The sequence below is a fragment of the Bacillus sp. B19-2 genome (assembly GCF_022832475.1).
GTDB lineage: Bacteria > Bacillota > Bacilli > Bacillales > Bacillaceae > Bacillus > Bacillus paralicheniformis.
The window spans coordinates 1-21,102 of sequence record NZ_JALHKQ010000004.1 but is presented as its reverse complement, the minus strand read 5'-3'; the positions used below and the strand labels follow the sequence as shown (position 1 = coordinate 21,102).

Below are 21,102 nucleotides of genomic sequence, written 5' to 3'. Positions count from 1 at the left end.
TTTGAAAAAGGGGAGGATCATAGTGGAAAAAAAGCAGCTAGTCCTTGTAGGGAACGGTATGGCCGGGGTCAGGGCCGTTGAAGAAATTCTTAAAATTTCAAACGAAGAGTTTCAGATCACGATTTTCGGAAACGAACCGCACCCAAACTATAACCGGATTCTTCTTTCCAAAGTGCTTCAAGGAGATACGGATGTTAAGGACATTACACTGAATGATTGGGATTGGTATGAAGAAAACGGGATTCAGCTGTATACAGATGAAGAAGTCGTTAAAGTTGATCCGGAGTCCAAAACCGTCATCACGGATGCGGGAAGAGTCCAGCCGTATGATGAACTGATTTTGGCGACAGGTTCTCTCCCTTTTATTCTGCCATTGCCCGGAGCGGATAAAGAAGGTGTCACAGCATTCCGTGATATCAAGGATACGGATATCATGCTCGAAGCTTCCAAAACGTACAAAAAAGCAGCCGTTATCGGCGGCGGATTGCTGGGACTGGAAGCAGCGCGCGGACTTCTTAACCTTGGCATGGATGTTACCGTTATCCACCTCGCGCCATATTTGATGGAGCGTCAGCTTGATGCAACCGCGGGACGGCTTTTGCAAAAAGAGCTTGAAAAGCAGGGCATGAAATTTTTGCTTGAAAAGCAGACAGAAGAAATTTACGGAGAAACACGTGTCGAAGGCTTAAAATTCAAAGACGGCTCAATGCTTGAAGCCGATTTGGTCGTCATGGCGGTCGGAATCAAGCCGAACGTTCAGCTCGGCAAAGACTGCGGCCTTCCGGTAAACAGAGGAATCGTCGTCAATGATTACATGGAAACCGAAGTTCCCAACATTTACGCTGTCGGAGAATGTGCGGAACATAGAGGCATTGCCTACGGACTTGTCGCGCCTCTTTATGAACAGGCAAAAGTGCTTGCCAAAAAAATCTGCGGCGTTGAAACGGCTCCGTATGAAGGATCTGTTTTATCAACCCAGCTGAAGGTTTCCGGTGTTGAGGTCTTTTCCGCCGGTGACTTTAATGAGGATGATGGAGAAGACAAAAAAGCGCTCAAAGTGTTTGACGAACAGGACGGAATCTACAAGAAAATCGTTCTGCGCGGCAATCAGGTGATCGGAGCCGTACTGTTCGGAGACAGCAGCGAAGGCAACAGGTTGTTTTCCATGATTCAAAAAGGAGCAGATATTTCAGATACTTCTAAAATTTCAATCTTACAGCCTTTGAATCAGGAAGAAGGCATGAGCTTGACCGCTGCGATGAGCGACGATGAGATCGTATGCGGCTGCAACGGCGTTTCGAAAGGGATGATCATTCAGGCGATCAAAGAGCAGGGCTGCACGTCGACGGATGAAATTAAGGCCTGCACAGGCGCATCACGCTCTTGTGGAGGATGTAAGCCGCTTGTTGCAGAGATTCTGCAGCATACGCTCGGCTCAGAGTTCGATGCTTCAGCACAAAAAGAAGCGATTTGCGGATGTACGGACCTTTCAAGAGACGAACTCGTGGCTGAAATCAAAGAAAAAGGGCTGACCCATACGAAAGAAGTCATGAACGTGCTCGGCTGGAAAACGGCGGAAGGCTGTTCCAAATGCCGCCCTGCGCTTAACTACTACCTCGGCATGATCAATCCGAAGGAATATGAAGATGAAAGAGAGTCCCGCTTCGTCAATGAACGGATGCACGCCAACATTCAAAAAGACGGCACATATTCAGTCGTACCGCGGATGTACGGCGGGGTTACCAATTCGAATGATTTGCGGCGCATCGCTGATGTCGTCGACAAATATGAAATTCCGCTTGTGAAAATGACCGGCGGCCAGCGGATCGACCTGATCGGCGTCAAAAAAGAAGATCTTCCGAAAGTATGGGCTGATCTTGATATGCCTTCAGGATTTGCTTACGGAAAAACGCTCAGAACCGTAAAAACGTGTGTAGGCGAACAGTTCTGCCGCTTCGGCACGCAAGACTCAATGGCCCTCGGAATTGACCTTGAGAAAAAATTTGAAGGGCTCTACACGCCTCACAAAATTAAAATGGCGGTTTCCGCTTGTCCGAGAAACTGCGCCGAATCCGGCATTAAAGATATCGGCGTCGTCGGCATCGACGGCGGCTGGGAAATTTACGTCGGCGGAAACGGAGGCACGCATTTGCGCGCAGGCGATCTGTTAATGAAAGTCAAAACGGCTGAAGAAGTCATCGAAATTACAGGCGCATATCTTCAATACTATCGTGAAACAGCCAACTATTTAGAGCGGACATCTGCATGGGTTGAACGTGTCGGCTTGTCCCACGTCCAATCCGTATTGAATGATAAAGAAAAACGCAAAGAGCTGAATGACCGCATCAATCAAGCCCTGTCTGTCCATAAAGACCCGTGGAAAGACTTTTTGGAAGACGAAAAGACAACAAAACAGCTATTCGAGAATGTTGTCACTTCTTAAAATGAGAAATCAACTTGAGGAGGAATTCACATGGTGAACAAGAACTTAACAAAGGTGTTTGTTTCGAAGATCGGGGATTTGCCGAATCAGCTTGGGAAGACAGTGCTTATCGAGGACAAGGAAATCGCGGTATTCAAGCTTTCTAACGGCAATGTCCGCGCGATTGAAAACCGCTGCCCCCACAAAGGGGGCGTGCTTGCCGAAGGAATGGTAAGCGGCAAATTCGTCTTCTGTCCGATGCACGACTGGAAGATCAGCCTTGAAGACGGCAAAGTCCAAGAGCCTGACACAGGGTGTGTTCAGACATACGAAACGATCGTTGAAGGCGAAGATTTGTATATCGTTTATTAAACGGCTGAACAAGCGATATCGAACGTGTCGCGATTTTTGTCAACAGGGTCGCTCAATGTGATCCCTCTTTATTTAAAAAAACAAACGCGTTCACAGAATCGGCAGATGGAAGGATGACAGTTGATGGGGAATGGGAAAGTATATTTTGTCGGGGCCGGACCGGGCGATTCAGGATTGATCACATTAAAAGGAAGAACACTGATCGAGGCGGCGGATGTCATATTGTATGACAGGCTCGTCAATTCCCGGCTGCTTGAGCATGCAAAAGCATCATGTGAATTTGTCTACTGCGGCAAGCTCCCGGACCGCCATTATATGAAACAAAGTGAAATCAATGCACTGCTCATTGAAAAGGGGCTGAAAGGCCTCAAAGTGGTCCGGCTGAAAGGAGGAGACCCGAGCGTGTTCGGCAGAGTCGGAGAAGAAGCGGCAGCCGTCAGCGAACACGGTATCCCGTACGAAATGGTGCCCGGCATTACATCGGGAATCGCCGCGCCTCTTTATGCCGGACTGCCTGTGACCCACCGCGATTTCGCTTCATCCTTTGCCGTTGTCACCGCCCATGATAAATCGGGCAAACCGGAGATGAATTGGGAAGGGCTGGCCAAAGGCGTCCAAACCCTCGTCTTTTACATGGGGATCAAAAACCTTGGTTATATATGCGAGCAGCTGATGAAACACGGCAAGTCTCCCCTTGTTCCCGCGATGGTCATCCAATGGGGCACATGGGGCCGGCAGCGGAGCGTGAAAGGGACATTGCAGAATATCAGGGAAAAAATAACCGAGCATCAAATCAAAAATCCCGCGATCATCGTCATCGGCGACATCGTATCATTCAGGCAGAACAGCTGGTTTGAAGAAAAGCCTTTGATCGGGCTGAACATCATGGCGGTCAAAAACTGTGAAGAAGAACGAGTCCCGGTGGAGACGCTTCGTGAACAAGGCGCTGAAGTTGTTGAATGGCCGAAATGGAAATCAGCCGAAACGGTGCCTGACGATACAGTTTTAGATCGAATTGCTTCTTTTGACAGCCTGCTGTTTACGTCAAGTGCGTCACTGCGCAGATTTTTCAGCCGGCTAGCCGCTTTGAAGATCGATGTCAGGGAAATGCGCGGACGGCTCTACGCTTCAGATCAGCATGTAAAAGCAGCTCTTGAAGAACGGGGATTTTCCGCTTTTCTGCAGGCGGAAATGCCGGTTTCGGGCAGCTGTTTGCTGATCGGCAGCCGGGAAGGCGTGCAACATCAACCGCACTCCGGATGTGAGATATTGATTACACATGACAGGATGATCGACAGCCGTTTTACATCGATCATTAAACGGGAGATCGAGGAGTTTCCTGTTGATATCGTGATGTTTGCGAATCGAACATGCGTCGAGCTGTTCGTAAACGAGGCGGAGACAATCGGCCTCCATCCGGAAAAAACGGCTGCCCGCCTGAAGGCGGTCTGCCTCACGGAAGAAGCGGGGAAGAAGGCTGCAGCCGCCGGGTTTCAGCGCGTTCATGTTGTGAATGAATGCGACCGCCTTCCGGATATCATCAAAGGGATCAACCGCACAGCCGAATTTGTCTGCCAGAGCTGAAAAAAGCAGGGGTAACCCTGCTTTTTTAGCGTGCGGAACTGCTTCCGAACAGCACTTCTTTTAAATAGCAAAGGTCTGCCTCTATATGCTTCCACATTGATTCGGCAGCCTTGGCGTCATTTCTGTCCTGCATGTGACGCAGAATCTCCTCGTGCTGATTGATGATGTCAAGGGTGCGCACCGGTTTTTCGAGGTTTTTGCTCCGGTAGAAAAAGGTCAGCGACCGCAAATCAAGCAGCTGTTTTTGCAGGCGTTCGTTTTCGCTCGTTTCGATGATGAGATCATGAAATCGCGTATTTAGGAGGAGCAGCGCATTGGCAGACTCCGGACTTTGGCTTTCTTGGTGCTTACGCGCTTCGGAGAGCGTTTCGGAAATGTGCTCCAGTGTTGTATTTGAAGCAAGGCGGGTTGCCAATGAAACGGCCAGGGATTCGAGTGCCTGGCGGCATTGGTATATTTCTTCAAGGTCTTTGATTGTCGGTTCATAAACTGTAATTTTTGATTTATCATCTATCGATAACAGGCCTTCTTGTTCAAGTGTCCGAATCGCCTCCCTGACGGGGCTGCGGCTCACTTGCAGCTCCTTGGCGATTTTGGATTCGTAGATCCGTTCGCCGGGCCGATATCCTCCTTTAATAATCATATCTTTTAAATAATGATGGACTTGATCATGATAAGAGACTGCACGTTGGATCGAAAACTTCACGCTGTTCACCTCGTTTATTTTTCACTGCGGAAATCACTAATAGTCTAGCAAAAAGAGAGAAATACTATCAACCTAAAATTACCATAATATTGAGTATTTTGTGACAAAAAAGTGTTGACTGCCATTAGCTGTCCGTTATAATGAAGTTATAACTGTCGACAGTCGGCAGCTTACTTTTTATTTACTATTGTAAGCGCTTTATCGATAGAGGGGAAGGGGGATTTTTGATGAAATCAAGCGTTGTATCAGCATGGGATATGCTTTGGAGATCACACCGGGAAGCAAAGAGGCTGCTTTTATTCGCCATGCCTGTCAGGGCGGGAAAAGATGCCGATTTAAAGATCAAGTCTGAGCAAACCATGAAGGAAGAAAAACCGCCGAGCTATAAAACGCCTCAGAAAATCGGGCTGCTGCTTGGTCCTGCATTGTTTTTCGCCGTCCTTTTGTTCTTTTTTCCCGAGGGGCTGAGCTATGAAGGAAGAATGGTATTGGCGACCACGTTGTGGGTTGCGGTATGGTGGATTACAGAAGCTGTTCCGATTCCGGCTGCATCATTGCTGCCGATCGTGCTGCTTCCGCTGACCGGGGCGCTGGAAGGGGCAGCTGTCACGTCAAGCTACGGTGATCCGATCGTCTTTTTATTTTTAGGAGGCTTCTTAATTGCACTTGCGATGGAGCGCTGGAATCTTCATAAACGGATCGCGCTCAATATCATTTCTGTAGTGGGTACGAGCACGTCAAGGATCGTCCTCGGTTTTATGGCGGCCACAGGGTTTTTGTCGATGTGGGTCTCAAATACGGCCGCGGTGATGATGATGCTTCCGATTGGAACCGCTATTATTCATCAGGTATCAGCCGTCATGAAATCTGAAAGAAAAGATTTAGCCGGAGAAGAAGCGAAATTTTCAAAAGCGCTGATCTTCAGCATCGGATATGCGGGAACGATCGGCGGACTCGGTACGCTGATCGGCACACCGCCGAACATTATTTTGGCGGCCAATATTAAGAAGCTGTACGGAGTTGAAGTGTCTTTCGGCGGATGGATGGCATTTGCCGTTCCGGTCGTTGTCATTTTGCTTGTAGCGGTATGGCTGTACTTGACGAAAGTGGCGCATCCGATCAAGATGAAGGAGCTGCCGGGCGGAAAAGAATTGATTCTCGAAGAAAAAAGAAAGCTCGGAAAGATGAGCTTTGAAGAAGCAATGGTTCTGCTCGTCTTCGGGTTTGCCGCGTTTATGTGGGTGACGAGGACGTTTTTATGGGATGAAATAATACCCGGTATTGACGATACAATGATTGCGATATTCGCAGCTTCATTGCTCTTCTTGATCCCTTCGCTTAATAAAGGGGGCAGGGTATTGGACTGGTCGGTATCGAAGGACTTGCCGTGGGGGATTCTCCTTTTATTCGGAGGAGGCTTGGCGCTCGCGACCGGTTTTAAAGAAACGGGTCTGGCCGAGTGGATCGGCGGAAGGCTCACGGTATTGGATGGATTTAACTTTGTGGTCATTGTCGTTATCTCAGCGGCATTGGTGCTGTTTTTGACAGAGATTACGTCGAATACGGCTACGGCGACTATGATTCTGCCTGTACTGGCCTCGCTCGCGTTAGCGCTGAATGTCCACCCGTACGCATTAATGGTGCCTGCTGCAATGGCGGCAAACTGCGCCTTCATGCTGCCGGTCGGCACGCCGCCGAATGCAATTATTTTCGCCTCGGGCAAATTGAAGATCAGCGAGATGGTTCGAACCGGCTTTGTTATTAATATTTTCACACTGATTTTAATCGTCGGAGCTGTGTTCTACATTCTGCCGAATTTATGGGGAGTGGATCTGACCGTCTTCCCAGACAATCTGAAATCGAATTGATGAAGCAAAGCCGGGGGGCTTAGGCCCCGGCTTTTTGTCATGGTGGAATTTTTGAGCGTTCAGCAGCTTCATTCGGTGTCATCCGCTAAATAAAAGAGAAAAAAATGAAACTGCGGTATAATCATGTAAAAAAGGATGATCAGCGTGAACAATTCTGTACTGCCGCATCGATACCCGTTTCTATTCATTGACCGTGTAGTAGAAAGCGAGCCGGGAAAATGGGTGAAAGGATATAAATTCATAACGGAAAACGACTGGTTTATGACGGAAAACCAAAAGGAAATGCCATTTTCCATCATCATTGAAGCGCTGGCTCAGACCGCTGCATTTACTGCGCTCAAAGACTCAGCTGAGATCGGCTTTCTGTCTTCGGTGAAAAAAGCTGAATACACCGGCAAGGTCGTTGTGGGAGACAAACTTGATCTTTATTTTGAAGTTTCCCGCTTTAAAAGAGGGTTTTTATTCGGCAACGGAACCGCTTCAGTAAACGGAAAACCGGCAGCGAAAGCGGAGATCGGGATTTTTATGGAAGCGAAGTGAAAGCGGGGGATAAACTTGATAGAAATAAAGCCTGTCGCGTTTGTGAAAAACTTGCGGACTGTGCCGAAGGATGATCATTGGGGCGATGTGATTTCTGAAATTGAATTGGCTGAAGATATCCATCCGGACGCTTTAAAAGGGATCGAAGCATTTTCCCATTTGGACATTATCTTTTACTTTCATCAAGTAAAAGAGGATCAAATACAATATCAGGCGAGGCGCCCGAGAAACAATCAAAACTATCCTGAGACAGGAATTTTCGCCCAGCGCGGAAAAAACAGGCCGAACAGGCTCGGCGCGACTGTTGTCACCCTTCTTGAAAAATCGGAGAGCAAGCTTGTAGTGAAAGGGTTGGATGCGATTGACGGAACACCTGTAATCGATATCAAACCGGTGATGAAAGAGTTTCTTCCGAAAGGGCAAATCATACAGCCGAAGTGGTCGGAAGATTTGATGAAAGCATATTGGCATGACAGCTGATTGATAGAAAAAAACCTCTCAACATCTTTTGAGAGGTTTTTTCATGCTTGTACGATAAAAAAGAAGGATATCAGACCAATCTTGAAGATCGGAAGTCCCATGAATTGTACCCAATCGGCAAACAAAATGAAAACGCTTTATTATATGATGGCAATAAGGGGGGCGCAAAAATGATCAACGAGAAACGTCCGGCTCAATTGCTCCAATATTTGCTGCGTGTCAGAGAAGCGACAATGCATCAGCTGCTTGAGCATTTTCAATTATCCAAACGACAAATCTGCTATGACCTGGACAAAATCAATCATTGGCTGACCGGCAAGCAGCTGCCTGAAATCGAATATAAAAGAAAGAACCGGCTGGCCGTTCCGGAAAAATTGCTTGAATTACGGTTCTCCGAAGCCTGTTCAGACATCGGCCGCTCGTTTATTTTTACACAGGAAGAGCGGATCAAAGCCTTGTACATGTTCCTGTTTGTCCGCAGGGAGCCGATTTCATCCGCTCATCTGACACAGTTATTGCAGGTCAGCAAAAATACGGTCATGAATGATGTGAAAAAAGCGAATGAAGCGCTGACTCCGTTTTTGGTGGCGATCAGATATACAAGACAGCGCGGCTATCATTTAATAGGAAGCGAGTTTGATAAAAGAGTTCCGGTCATGCACCACCTTTCTTACTTTTTACAAAAGCCTTACGGCAAAGAAATCCTTCATTATATTTTAAAAGTTTCCGGCTCGTGCGGTCACACACAACAAGAAACGAAAAGAGCGGTTGAACTTGTCTCGAAAGAATACAGGATTCAACTCGTTGAAGAAAGGCTCAAAGAATTTGTTTACTTTCTGATGATGTATTCGATCAGAGTGGCCGAAGGAAAAATTGTCCGTTTTCACCAGGAGGAGGGGGAGCTTTTAAAGCAAAGTCCGCTGAAAAACGCAGCCGCAAGGCTTGTGAATGAACTTCGGATTCCCGTCCATGAAACCGAACTTTGCTACATTTTGATCCAGCTGCTCGGGCTTTCATTCGGACAACAGCCGGCGCATGATCCGCTTTATCAGCTGTGTGAAAAGCTTGTGTTTGAATTTGAATCAAGAGCTTGCATCACATTTCCAAGGAGGCGCGAGGTGGCGGAATCTCTTTACCGTCACTTGAAGCCGGCATATTTCAGAATGAAATACCGCATCCCGATTCACAATCCCCTGCTCAGCAAAATTAAGAAAGAGCACAAAGAACTATTTACCATCGTTCAAAAGCTGATGCGGCACCTTGAAGCGCTGCTGAACAAACCGGTTCCAGAAGAAGAAATCGGCTTTATCACGATTCACTTTGGTGCATTGCTTGAGCAGCCGGTACAGTCGGGATCATCGAAAAAGACGGCTGTCGTCATTTGCCCGAGCGGCGTCAGCTCATCCTTGATGGTCAGGCGCCAGCTTGAATCGCTATTTTCAGAGATTGTCGTTGAGAAGGCGATGTCTTTGCAGGAATTCACACCTGACCTCTTTGACCGTTATGATGCCGTGTTTTCCACCGTTGAGCTTAAAACCAAAAAGCGATACTACATGGTCGGACCGCTGATGACGCCCGCTGAAAAAAGCAGGCTTGTCAATGAAGTGTATCATGGACTGTTCGGCGTGAAGCAAAAGGAGCTTTTGACAGACGAATTTCTTCACATCCTCAAGAAGCACGCCAAAATCATAGACGAAAAAGGCCTAAGAGAATCATTGAAAAATATTGTATTTATTCAAAAAGTGACGGAAACAAGGGGGAAACGACCAGTGCTGAAAGATCTGCTGACAGACGAAACCATTCAAATGGCTGACCAAATCAAAAGCTGGGAAGAAGCGATTCAAACAGCGGCAAAGCCTTTGCTTGATAAGGAGGTGATCTTGAAGGAATACACAGATGCGATGATCGATAATGTCAAAACGATGGGACCTTATATGATCATCGGCCCCGAGATTGCCGTCCCTCATGCAAGACCTGAAAAGGGCGTCCGAAAGGTGGGAATGAGTCTCCTGAAACTGAAGGAACCGGTCTATTTTTTGGATGATGAACAGTATCCGGTCAGGCTTTTGTTTTGCATTGCGGCGGTTGACCATACGACACATCTGAAAGCACTTTCCCAACTGACCCGGCTTCTCAGCAATAAGGAAAATCAGGAGTCCTTAAAGGAAACCGAGTCGTTGGAGCATATCAAACGTTTAATCGAAGCCTATTCATCCAATTAAAAACAGGAGGGATAACATGAAGATATTGGCAGTTTGCGGATCAGGACTCGGAAGCAGCTTTATGCTGGAAATGAATATTAAAGATATTTTGCAGGAAATGGGGTTAATGGAGATCGAGGTGGATCATTCGGATTTGAGCTCAGCGTCTCCTGATCAAGCGGATTTGTTTGTCGTTGCCAAAGATATCGCAGAAGGAGCAGCCCACCTGCGGGATATCGTCGTGCTTGAAAGCATTATAGACATGGATGAACTGAAAACAAAACTGGTTAAAACATTGCAGGAAAAAGGAGTGCTTTAATCACAGAAAAGGAGGAACTGCAAATGGGTGAAAGAGCGCTAAAGCTGATGATGGATGTGTTAAGCCAGCCAGCTGTATTAATTGCAGCCATTTCTCTTATCGGTCTTCTGCTTCAAAAAAAGCCGGCCAATGAAATCGTGAAAGGGACGACGAAATCATTTTTAGGTTTTATCGTGATTTCAGCCGGGGCGGGTATTCTTGTTGGTTCGCTTGAGCCGTTCGGAAAGATGTTTCAAGCGGCCTTTCATGTGAACGGCGTCGTTCCGAACAATGAAGCGATTGTCGCGATGGCGCTCAACGAATACGGGACGGCGACAGCGCTGATTATGTTTTTCGGGATGCTGTCCAACATCTTAATCGCCCGTTTTACCAGATTAAAATACATTTTTTTGACGGGCCATCACACATTGTATATGGCTTGTTTAATCGCCGTCATACTGGCGGTGGCGGGTTTGAAGGGTCCATTTTTGATCGGCGTCGGAGCGGTTTCGCTCGGCTTGACAATGAGTGTGTTTCCGGCGATGGTTCAGCCTTTTATGAAAAAGATAACCGGCAATGATAAGGTCGCGTTCGGCCACTTTTCTTCAATCGGTTACGCTGTGTCCGGGTTAATCGGCAAAGCAGCAGGCAAGGGCTCGCGCTCGACTGAAAAAATCCGGTTTCCGAAGGGCCTCGGATTTTTAAGGGACAGTTCTGTCAGCATTGCGCTCACCATGACCATCTTGTACGTTTTGATAGCCTTATTTGCAGGGGCGGGCTATGTGGAGCGCGAGTTGAGCGGCGGTACACATTACCTTGTTTTCTCCGTTATTCAAGCGGTCACATTTGCGGCAGGGGTGTTTATTATTCTTTCGGGAGTCAGACTCGTGCTCGCAGAGATCGTTCCGGCTTTTAAAGGCATATCTGACAAGCTTGTGCCGGATTCCAAGCCGGCACTGGATTGTCCGATCATTTTTCCGTACGCGCCAAACGCCGTATTAATCGGCTTTTTTTGCAGCTTCATTGGCGGCATCACCGGTATGTTGATTCTCGGTGCAGCCGGAGCCGTCATCGTTCTTCCCGGAGTGGTTCCCCACTTTTTCACAGGGGCCTCGGCCGGCGTCTTCGGAAACGCTGCAGGGGGGATACGGGGAGCGGTCTTGGGGTCTTTTGTCAACGGTCTGATCATTACGTTTTTCCCTGTGTTTCTGCTGCCGGTCATGGGTGATTTAGGCTTTGCCAATACGACATTTTCCGATACCGACTTTGCCGCGACAGGAATCGTGCTTGGGCATGCGTTGAAACTGCTGGGGGCAGAAGGAGTTGTAATTGGAATTGCAGCGGTAGTGGCCGGTGCGGTCTTACTGGGCTTTAAACGCGGAAAGACGGGGAAGTCCGATCATAAAGCTGAAGCATAAAGGAGTGGGCAATGATGTCAGTGAAGGAAATCAATATGGAACGTTTTCGTGACCAAATCAGGCTGCTGACACTGAAACAGCTTCATCACCTCGGTTTTGGGCATTATGGAGGCAGCTTGTCAATCGCCGATGTGTTGGCCGTTTTGTATGGAAAGGTGATGAAAATAGATCCCGCCAATCCGTCGTGGGAAAATCGGGACTTCTTGATCCTTTCAAAAGGGCACGGCGGCCCCGCCTTGTATGCAGCGCTTCATCTTACCGGCTATTTTGAAGAAGATGTGCTCTATACGCTAAACCAAAACGGCACGGCTCTTCCGTCGCATCCTGACCGGAATTTAACACCGGGAGTCGATATGACGACCGGGTCGCTTGGCCAGGGGATCTCGGCTGCGGCAGGAGTCGCACTGTCGCACAAGCTTTCAGGACGCTCTAACCGGACCTTTGTTATTGTCGGCGACGGGGAGCTGAATGAAGGTCAATGTTGGGAAGCGATCCAATTCGCGGCACACCATAAGCTCCACAATCTTTATGTGTTTGTGGATGATAATAAACAACAGCTGGACGGTCCGACTAAAGATATTATCGATCCGCTGGATTTTGTCAGCAAATTCTCAGCCTTCGGGTTTTATTCCGAAAGGGTAAACGGACATGAACCGGATGCGATTTATCAAGCGGTCAAAAGAGGAGAAGCCCAGCGGGAAAGGCCGGTTGCCGTCATCCTTGATACGGTGAAGGGAAAGGGCATCCCTTATTTTGAAAATATGGAGAACAGCCACCACATTAGAGCGAATGATGAACAAACCCGCTTAATCGAAAAGATCATCATGACGCTTGAAGAAAAGGAAGTGAGGGCATGAATGAGGCGGCAGCAAATGTAAAGCTGGATGCTGTCGAAATGAGGCAGGCATACAGCTCGGCCGTTTATGAACTGGCTCAGGAAAACGCGGACATCGTGGCGTTGGAAGCGGATTTGATGAGCTCGATTTCCATGGACAAAATTAAACGGCGCATTCCCGAGCAAGTGATCAATTGCGGGGTCATGGAAGCCAATATGATAGGGATTGCGGCCGGGCTTTCGTTAACCGGAAGAATCCCGTTTGTTCACACGTTCGCCCAGTTTGCGACAAGACGCTGCTTTGATCAGCTGTTTGTTTCAGGTGCCTATGCCAAAACAAACATCAAGATTCTCGGTTCAGATTCGGGAATTACGGCTGAACATAACGGCGGAACCCACATGGCTTTTGAAGATTTGGGGCTCGCCCGGCTAATCCCGAATGCCTTTGTTTATGAAGCGAGCGATGCGGCAATGCTCCAATTTTTGATCAAAAAGGCTGCGGCAGAGTACGGGATTCACTATATCAGGACAATCAGAAAAAAGGCGGTCAGACTTTATGATGAACATGAAACATTTGCAGACGGAAAAGCAAAAGTTCTCAAAGACGGCAGCGATGCGGCGCTGTTTGCCAGCGGCATCATGGTCGCCGAAGCTTTGCAGGCGGCGGAACTGCTAAAAGAAAAAGGGATCGATGCAGCGGTCATCGATATGTATTGCATCAAGCCGATCGATCAAGAAACCGTGATTCGTTACGCCCAAAAAACGAATGCGATTGTCACGGCAGAAAACCATAATGTCATAGGCGGATTGGGAAGCGCAGTCGCGGAAGTGCTGAGTGAACATCATCCCGCGCCGCTCAAGAGAATCGGGGTTCATGAAGCCTTCGGACAAGTCGGGACGATCGATTATTTGAAAAAATATTACCGTTTGACCGCAGAACATATCGCACGGGCGGCGGAACAGCTCGTTTAAGATTTCTTTGTCCTGGCCGATTTTTATATTAGAATAGATAAAAGCCTAAAAAAAGTGAGGTATCTTAAATATCGTGTCAGTCAGTCAAAGAGATCGAATCGATGTGAAGCTAGTAGCTCTGGATATGGATGGAACACTTTTAAATGAAGAACAGACCATTTCTGATGAAAACAGAAATGCGATTAAAGAAGCCGAGGAAAAAGGGATTTATGTCGTGCTCAGCACCGGCCGGACGCTAATGACGTGCCGGGAGTTGGCGGAGTCGCTCGAACTGTCTTCTTTTTTGATCACGGCAAACGGCAGTGAAATCTGGGATTCGTCTTTCAACCTGGTCGAGCGCCAGCTGCTTCATCCCGATCATGTCCAAATGATGTGGGATTTGCGCAATCTGCACAACACCGATTTCTGGGCCGCCAGCGTCGATAAAGTGTGGAGAGGCGAGTTTCCTGAGGATATTCAGGCGTATGAATGGCTGAAATTCGGCTTTGATATTCCGGATGACGACGTCAGAAACCGGGTCCTGGAAGAGCTGAAAAAGAACAAAGAATTGGAAGTCAGCAATTCAAGCCCGACCAATATTGAAGTCAACGCCATCGGGATCAATAAAGCGGCCGCTTTGGCAAAAGTATGTGAGCGCCTCGGCTTTACGATGGAACATGTGATGGCGGTCGGAGACAGTTTAAATGATATCGCTATGATCAAAGAAGCGGGTTTAGGTGTTGCCATGGGGAACGCCCAGGAAATCGTCAAAGAAACCGCCGACTGGATCACGGATTCCAATATCGAACACGGAGTCGCAAAAGCGATCAGGCATTGGGTATTGTCCTAGCCGAAAAAAGAGCCAAAAGAGCCGATTTACGGCTCTTTTTTTTGTGCAAAATAAAAAATATTCATGGACTGAAGTAAGCTGAAAAAACCTTGTGAAATCAGGTTTTTCAGTTAAAACTTTTTAGGAAAAATGATTTATTTTATGTGAGGTTTTCTAACAATATGATGCCAAGCGGGCAAATCCTTGATATAATCTATTCAAGTTTGATTATTCGGAATTAAGGTTCCGAAAATCGGAACAAAATGAGGGATATACTAAAATTCGACCGAATGTGCATCAATATATAGGGGGGATTTGATGAATCAAGTTGATTTAAACTGCGATCTTGGAGAAAGCTTCGGCGCTTATAAAATAGGGCTCGATGAGGAGATTCTCGAATTTGTTACATCAGCCAACATCGCTTGCGGATTTCATGCCGGAGACCCTGGTGTCATGCGGAAAACCGTCAAAATGGCGGCGAAAAAAGGCGTGAAAATCGGCGCGCATCCGGGACTTCCCGATTTAGCGGGATTCGGGCGCCGCAATATGGCGATTACACCTGAAGAAGCATACGATCTTGTCGTGTATCAAATCGGTGCGCTTTCAGGATTTTTAAAAGCCGAAGGCGTGACCATGCAGCATGTGAAACCCCACGGCGCACTGTATAATATGGCGGCGCAAAGCCGGGAACTGTCGGATGCGATCGCGCGTGCAGTTTATCAAACAGACCCGGAGCTGATTTTATTCGGTTTGGCGGGAAGCGAACTTGTGCTTGCCGGTGAAAGAGCCGGTTTGAAAACGGCTCACGAAGTGTTCGCCGACCGTACATATCAGGAAGACGGAACGCTGACTTCCCGCCGCCAGAATGATGCGCTGATTCATGATGATGATGAAGCCGTCGTTCAGGTGATCCGCATGGTCAAAGAAGGCAAAGTCCGCAGTCTGCAAGGAACGGATGTCAGCCTTAAAGCAGATACGGTGTGCATTCACGGAGATGGTGTACACGCGCTTCAGTTTGCGAAAAAAATCCGCCGTGAACTCAGGGCAGCAGATATTAAAATAAAAGCTTTTACTACATGATGTTGACAAAAGGAGGAATACCATTTGAAACAAAATAAGAAAACAAAAGCGTCATCAAGCAACTGGACGTTGCTTTTGGGCGCCGCTTTTTTAATGGCCACATCCTCAATCGGGCCGGGATTTTTAACACAAACCACAGTATTTACACAGAGCTTGGCTGCAAGCTTCGGCTTTGTCATCCTCGTTTCCATCATTTTAGATATCTTCGTCCAAACCAATGTATGGAGAATCATTGCGGTTTCTGAAAAAAGAGGGCAGGAAATCGCCAACCTCGTCTTTCCGGGACTCGGCTATGTCATCGCCTTTCTCGTCGTTCTGGGCGGGCTTGCTTTCAACATCGGCAATATCGGAGGCGCCGGTCTCGGCCTCCAGGTTTTATTCGGCATTACACCGCAGACGGGTGCGATCATCAGCGCCGTGATTGCGGTTTTGATCTTTGTCATTAAAGAAGCGGGAAAAGCGATGGACCGGTTTACGCTGATCGCGGGCTTTGTCATGATTTTGTTGGTGGTGTACGTTGCGATTACTACCGGGCCTCCTGTTGGAGAAGCGGTAACAAAGACGATCAAGCCTGATAATATCGACATTCTTGCGATTGTGACGCTTGTCGGCGGTACGGTCGGCGGATACATTACATTTGCCGGCGGACACCGTTTGCTTGATGCGGGTGTTAAAGGAAGGGCTGCGATACCTGAAGTAACGAAAAGCTCTGTTTCCGGCATTTTGATCACATCTGTCATGAGAATTGCGCTTTTCCTTGCCGTACTTGGAGTCGTCTCAAAAGGCCTGCACATTAATCCGGATAACCCGCCGGCTTCTGTCTTCCAGCTTGCTGCGGGAAATATCGGCTACAAAATCTTCGGCCTCGTCATGTGGGGAGCTGCCGTTACATCTGTAATCGGTGCTGCTTATACGTCCGTATCTTTCTTTAAAACGTTTTCTCCGAAAATTGAAAAGAATTCGCGCGGCATTATCATTGTCTTTATTATCGTATCAACGATTTGCTTTGTAACAATTGGAAAGCCGGTCAACCTTCTCGTTCTTGCCGGCGCATTAAACGGCTTAATCTTGCCGATCGCACTCGGCTCTCTTTTGATCGGCGCGTACAAGAAGAATGTCGTCGGCGACTACAGGCACCCGATCTGGCTTACAATTCCGGGTATTCTGGTCGTTATTGTCATGGCGGTCATGGGAGGCTATACGTTAATCAATGAAATTCCTAAGTTATGGGGATGATATCGTTGCGTCATGTAAATGAAATGCGCCCTGACGAAGTCAGGGCCCTGATTCGAAAAGGGGAAATAACGGGTCCGACAGCCGGCATGGCCGGAGGTTTTACCCAGGCAAACCAGGTGATTTTGAAAAAAGAGCTCGCTTTTGAGTTTTTGCTGTTTTGCCAGCGCAATCAAAAGCCGTGTCCGATTATCGATGTCACAGATCCCGGATCTCCGGTTCCGTCCATCACGGCGCCGGACGCCGATATCCGCACCGATTTTCCGAAATACTGCGTATACAGGCGTGGCGAATTGACGGATGAAGTGACCGATATCCATTCTTTATGGGAAAACGACATGGTCGGTTTTTTAATCGGCTGCAGCTTTACGTTTGAACAAGCGTTAATCAATAACGGAATCCCTGTCAGACACATTGAAGAAAAGCGAAATGTTCCGATGTATCAAACGAATATTCCTTGTGTCCCGGCAGGCCGTTTTCAAGGGCCGATGGTCGTCAGTATGAGGCCGGTTCCGGAAGAGCAGGCGGTGCGTGCCGTTCAGGTTACATCAAGGTTTCCCGCCGTTCACGGAGGGCCTGTCCATATCGGCAGTCCTGAAGCCATCGGTATAACAGACATCGCAAAACCCGATTTCGGCGATGCGGTCACGATAAAAAAAGGGGAAGTTCCGGTATTTTGGGCTTGCGGCGTCACCCCTCAGGCCGTCGCAATGCACGTAAAGCCTGAGCTGATGATCACGCATTCGCCCGGCCATATGCTGGTTACCGATGTTCGGGACGAACAATTTGGCGTTTTATAGGATCTCAAAATCAATACAGAGGAGTTTATCTGTATTGATTTTTGATTTAAGGGGATGAAAGGCAAGGTGAAACAGAATTGAAAAATCTATCGAATGTGACAATGTCTCCGCTCGGCGACTCCGCGGTTATCATTCAGCTCGGAGAGGGGATAAGCGAACAGACGCATCGTGTCGTCAGCACGCTGACAAAGCGGATTGAAAACGATCCGTTTCCCGGTTTTATTGAGTGTGTGCCGGCTTTCACGAGTGTGACCGTTTTCTATCAGCCATTTGAAGTATACCGCAAGATGGAGAGCGGCAAGGCTGTTGATTCTCCGTATGAAAAGGTAAAAGCCCTCATCGAACATCATCTCCAAGAGCTCACAATGGAAGAAGAAACAAATCAGCGTACGGTGGAAATTCCGGTTTGTTACGGCGGCCGTTTCGGCCCTGATTTGGAGGAAGTGGCCGACATCAACGGACTGACTGCTCAGGAAGTCATCGATATTCACACCTCGGGTGAGTACCTCGTTTATATGATCGGCTTTGCGCCGGGCTTCCCTTACTTAGGCGGAATGTCTGAAAAGATAGCCGCGCCGCGGCGGTCCTCTCCGCGGACTTCGATTCCCGCCGGCTCAGTGGGAATCGCCGGCATGCAAACAGGCGTCTATCCCCTTTCAACGCCGGGCGGCTGGCAGCTGATCGGCAATACGCCGCTTGAATTATTCAAGCCTTATGAACAGCCTCCGAGCCTTCTGAGAGCAGGGGATATCGTGAAATTTGTCAGCGTGACAGAAGAGGAGTATCACGCGCTGAAGGAGGGAAAATCTTGAGCATAGAAGTGTTAAAGCCGGGTCTGATGACGACGGTTCAAGACTTGGGCCGTGCAGGTTTTCAAAAATATGGCGTGCTTGTCAGCGGGGCCATGGATGCCGATTCTTTACGGATTGCCAATCTCCTCGCGGGAAACAGCCAGAACGAAGCTGCGCTTGAAGTGACGCTAATGGGACCGGGGCCGTCTCTCCGCTTTCAAAAACCGGCTCTTATAGCGGTGACGGGCGCTGACTTTTCACTGATGGTAAATGATGAAGAAGTCCCGCTTTGGCGTCCGGTTTTCATCAAAGAAGGCAGCGTGTTGACATTCGGCATGTGCAAGCGCGGCAGCCGTGCATATATGGCGGTAGCCGGGGGGATTGATGTGCCGCCTGTGATGGAAAGCAAAAGCACATATGTCAGAGCAGGGCTCGGCGGCTTTCAAGGAAGGGCGCTTCAAAAGGGAGACGTGTTATCGCCAGGCAGCCCGGCGCCGTTGTCGGAAGCGATGTGCAAAAAGCTTGCAGACCATGGCAATGGCTTGGGCTTTGCGGCTCCGAAGTGGGCTGTCGACCGCAAATATTTTCTCCCGTTAAAAAAGAACCCGGTCATTCGTGTCATTAAAGGCGATCAGTTCGCTTGCTTCACCTCATCATCGCAAGAACGCTTTTTCGCGGACACATTCCGGGTGACGGCCAAATCCGACCGGATGGGGTACCGACTTCAAGGAGAAGCGCTCGAACTCACTCAGCCGCTGGAAATGATCTCTGAAGCTGTATCGTTCGGAACGATTCAGGTGCCGCCTGACGGCAATCCGATCGTTCTTCTCGCAGACAGACAGACAGCGGGCGGATATCCGAGAATCGCCCATATCGTATCCGCCGATTTTTCGCAGGTGACGCAGATGATGCCGGGCGAGCAGGTGCAGTTTCAGCTTGTCAGCCTTCAGGAAGCAGAGCGCATGTACATCGAACGGGAGACAAAAATCAGCGAACTTTCCGCCCGGTTGAAGCTTGAATACATGTTATGATAGGTGTGATGTGTATCAGGAGGGGGAAGGCATGGAACATAAAAACAAAACAGTTGTCAAAGCTATGACCCTGCTCAATCTGTTCCTGACGAGAGAAAGGCTTTCACTGGGCGATATGATTGAGTTGACAGGCATGCCGAAAACATCTGTCTACCGCATGGTTTGTTCTCTCGAAGAAATGGGTTTTCTCGACCGTGACGAGAACGGGATGTATGCTTTAGGACTGCTGTTTTTGCAATACGGCCACCTTGTTTCAGAAAGGCTTGATATTCGAAAAATCGCTCTGCCTATCATGGAAGAACTCCGCGATGACGTGGATGAAGCCGTCCATTTGATCGTGAGGCAGGGAAATGAAGCGATGTATATCGAAAAAATGGAGGGCACGCAGACCGTTCGACTCTATACAGCGATCGGGAGGCGGTCCCCTTTATATGCCGGAGCCTGCGCAAGAAGCATTCTGACGTTTTTGCCTGAAGAGGAGCGGGATGCCTATATCAAGAGAACAGAGCTGGTGCCGATCGCTTCCGGTACGATCCGGGATAAGACCGAGCTGATCCGCATTTTGAATGAGTCGTACCGGAGCGGATGCACGGTCAGTCATTCGGAGCTCGAAGACTACACCTCCGCGATCGCCGCGCCGATTTTTAATCATAAGCGCGAAGTCGTGGCGGGGATCAGCATCGCCGGGTTTGAAGCCCGCTTTCAGAAAGACCGTCTTCCTTACTTGACCGAAAGAGTGAAAAAGGCAGCGCTTGACATTTCGAGAAAGTTAGGTTTTTAGGAAAAAAGAAAAGTATCCTTTCGAGCCTCTGCCGAGTACATATATGGTAGCTGCCGCGAAAAAACGGCATACCGGAGGGGGAAAGGATATGACGCTTCAATATACGGCTCTCGGCGATTCTCTAACCGTCGGGGTCGGTGCAGGTTTGTTTGAGCCGGGGTTTGTCCAGCGCTATAAAAGGAAAATGGAAGAGGATTTGAACGAAGACGTTTCTTTGCTTGTATTTGCGAAATCGGGTCTTGAGACGTCGGATATTCTGGCGATGCTGAACGAGCCGTTCATCATGGAGCAGGTCAAAAAAGCGGACGTCATCACGATAACGGGCTGCGGCAATGACCTTTTGCAATCGCTGGAGATATATGAAAAAGAAAAGGATGAACACGTCTTTTTGGAAGCTTCCTCACACTGTCAGAAAAACTACTCAGGCATGCTTGAGAAAATCGGAGACATAAAGGGAGATAAAGATACGCGTTACCTCGTCCGTCTTCTCAATCTATACAACCCTTTTCCGTCGATCGAATTAGCGGACAGATGGATCTCCGGCTTTAACAGGCATTTAAAGCAGCTCGAATCCGCTCCGCAAATCAAGGTGATCGATACTTATGCTGTCTTTAAAGGACGCGAAAAAGAATATTTGTCAATTGACCGCGTGCATCCAAACAGCAGAGGGTATGAAGCGATGGCGGAAAAGCTGAGAGCGGCGGGCTACGGGCCGCTGAAAAGCTGAATATGATGAAGAAAGACCATTCCAATCAGGAATGGTCTCAGCTTGTCGACAAAGCCATAAAAAGTGGCTTGATCGACAAGCTTTTTTTGTTAAAATGTGAGTGAAATCTAGTTTTTGGAGGTTTTTCCATGTTGTCTAAGCACTCTAAAGATCAG

General features: G+C 48.3%; 20 protein-coding genes. 19 read left to right on the top strand and 1 reads right to left on the bottom strand.

Features of this window, described 5'->3' with window-relative positions; all coding sequences use genetic code 11:
• Positions 1-22: 22 nt before the first annotated feature.
• The 3 genes from nirB (at position 23) to cobA (ending at position 4,378) form a co-directional block, all read left to right on the top strand.
• A complete protein-coding gene (nirB, locus tag MST20_RS16215) occupies positions 23-2,443 on the top strand; it encodes a nitrite reductase large subunit NirB (RefSeq protein WP_243943470.1) in 2,421 nt (806 codons plus the stop codon).
• A gap of 30 nt (positions 2,444-2,473) precedes the next feature.
• Positions 2,474-2,794 (top strand): nitrite reductase small subunit NirD, encoded by a 321-nt coding sequence (gene nirD / locus MST20_RS16210; protein WP_059231878.1) that lies wholly within the window; start codon positions 2,474-2,476, stop codon positions 2,792-2,794.
• Positions 2,795-2,917: 123 nt separating this feature from the next.
• Entirely contained in the window at positions 2,918-4,378 is a 1,461-nt protein-coding gene (cobA, locus tag MST20_RS16205) for a uroporphyrinogen-III C-methyltransferase (RefSeq protein WP_243943468.1), read from the top strand.
• A gap of 25 nt (positions 4,379-4,403) precedes the next feature.
• Here the strand turns inward: cobA and MST20_RS16200 are convergent, their stop codons facing one another.
• Positions 4,404-5,084: a GntR family transcriptional regulator gene (locus tag MST20_RS16200; protein WP_243943467.1), complete on the bottom strand. Its 681-nt coding sequence runs from the start codon at positions 5,082-5,084 to the stop codon at positions 4,404-4,406.
• 227 nt (positions 5,085-5,311) lie between these two features.
• On the opposite strand from MST20_RS16200, the gene MST20_RS16195 reads away from it, so the two are divergent.
• The 16 genes from MST20_RS16195 to MST20_RS16120 all read left to right on the top strand — a co-directional run bounded on the left by MST20_RS16195 (position 5,312) and on the right by MST20_RS16120 (position 20,947).
• A complete protein-coding gene (locus tag MST20_RS16195; protein WP_243943466.1) occupies positions 5,312-6,952 on the top strand; it encodes an SLC13 family permease in 1,641 nt (546 codons plus the stop codon).
• 144 nt (positions 6,953-7,096) lie between these two features.
• Positions 7,097-7,492 carry a 3-hydroxyacyl-ACP dehydratase FabZ family protein gene (locus MST20_RS16190; RefSeq protein ID WP_243943465.1) on the top strand — a complete coding sequence of 132 codons (396 nt, stop codon included), beginning with the start codon at positions 7,097-7,099 and terminating at the stop codon, positions 7,490-7,492.
• Between the two features lie 15 nt (positions 7,493-7,507).
• Positions 7,508-7,972 carry a tRNA (N6-threonylcarbamoyladenosine(37)-N6)-methyltransferase TrmO gene (tsaA, locus tag MST20_RS16185; protein ID WP_243943464.1) on the top strand — a complete coding sequence of 155 codons (465 nt, stop codon included), beginning with the start codon at positions 7,508-7,510 and terminating at the stop codon, positions 7,970-7,972.
• A gap of 170 nt (positions 7,973-8,142) precedes the next feature.
• The gene (locus MST20_RS16180; protein WP_243943463.1) at positions 8,143-10,194 is read left to right on the top strand and encodes a BglG family transcription antiterminator; all 2,052 of its coding nucleotides are present in this window, start codon (positions 8,143-8,145) and stop codon (positions 10,192-10,194) included.
• Positions 10,195-10,210: 16 nt separating this feature from the next.
• The gene (locus MST20_RS16175; RefSeq protein ID WP_003179002.1) at positions 10,211-10,492 is read left to right on the top strand and encodes a PTS sugar transporter subunit IIB; all 282 of its coding nucleotides are present in this window, start codon (positions 10,211-10,213) and stop codon (positions 10,490-10,492) included.
• Between the two features lie 23 nt (positions 10,493-10,515).
• Positions 10,516-11,889 (top strand): PTS ascorbate transporter subunit IIC, encoded by a 1,374-nt coding sequence (locus tag MST20_RS16170; RefSeq protein ID WP_243943462.1) that lies wholly within the window; start codon positions 10,516-10,518, stop codon positions 11,887-11,889.
• 14 nt (positions 11,890-11,903) lie between these two features.
• Positions 11,904-12,746 carry a transketolase gene (locus tag MST20_RS16165; protein ID WP_243943461.1) on the top strand — a complete coding sequence of 281 codons (843 nt, stop codon included), beginning with the start codon at positions 11,904-11,906 and terminating at the stop codon, positions 12,744-12,746.
• Entirely contained in the window at positions 12,743-13,696 is a 954-nt protein-coding gene (locus MST20_RS16160) for a transketolase family protein (protein WP_243943459.1), read from the top strand. The genes MST20_RS16165 and MST20_RS16160 overlap by 4 nt, the downstream gene beginning before the upstream one ends.
• 73 nt (positions 13,697-13,769) lie before the next feature.
• Positions 13,770-14,525: a Cof-type HAD-IIB family hydrolase gene (locus MST20_RS16155; RefSeq protein WP_243943457.1), complete on the top strand. Its 756-nt coding sequence runs from the start codon at positions 13,770-13,772 to the stop codon at positions 14,523-14,525.
• 297 nt (positions 14,526-14,822) lie between these two features.
• The gene (gene pxpA, locus MST20_RS16150; RefSeq protein ID WP_243943455.1) at positions 14,823-15,584 is read left to right on the top strand and encodes a 5-oxoprolinase subunit PxpA; all 762 of its coding nucleotides are present in this window, start codon (positions 14,823-14,825) and stop codon (positions 15,582-15,584) included.
• 24 nt (positions 15,585-15,608) lie between these two features.
• The gene (locus MST20_RS16145) at positions 15,609-16,820 is read left to right on the top strand and encodes an NRAMP family divalent metal transporter (protein ID WP_243943453.1); all 1,212 of its coding nucleotides are present in this window, start codon (positions 15,609-15,611) and stop codon (positions 16,818-16,820) included.
• Positions 16,817-17,617: a putative hydro-lyase gene (locus tag MST20_RS16140; protein WP_279600143.1), complete on the top strand. Its 801-nt coding sequence runs from the start codon at positions 16,817-16,819 to the stop codon at positions 17,615-17,617. Before MST20_RS16145 ends, MST20_RS16140 begins: the two co-directional genes overlap by 4 nt.
• A gap of 101 nt (positions 17,618-17,718) precedes the next feature.
• Positions 17,719-18,429, top strand: a complete 711-nt coding sequence (pxpB, locus tag MST20_RS16135) for a 5-oxoprolinase subunit PxpB (protein WP_243943869.1) — start codon at positions 17,719-17,721, stop codon at positions 18,427-18,429.
• Positions 18,426-19,439 (top strand): 5-oxoprolinase subunit C family protein, encoded by a 1,014-nt coding sequence (locus MST20_RS16130; protein ID WP_279600124.1) that lies wholly within the window; start codon positions 18,426-18,428, stop codon positions 19,437-19,439. The genes pxpB and MST20_RS16130 overlap by 4 nt, the downstream gene beginning before the upstream one ends.
• A 31-nt stretch (positions 19,440-19,470) precedes the next feature.
• Positions 19,471-20,220: an IclR family transcriptional regulator gene (locus MST20_RS16125; protein WP_243943451.1), complete on the top strand. Its 750-nt coding sequence runs from the start codon at positions 19,471-19,473 to the stop codon at positions 20,218-20,220.
• 88 nt (positions 20,221-20,308) lie between these two features.
• Positions 20,309-20,947: a GDSL-type esterase/lipase family protein gene (locus MST20_RS16120; RefSeq protein ID WP_243943449.1), complete on the top strand. Its 639-nt coding sequence runs from the start codon at positions 20,309-20,311 to the stop codon at positions 20,945-20,947.
• The last annotated feature ends 155 nt before the right edge of the window (positions 20,948-21,102 follow it).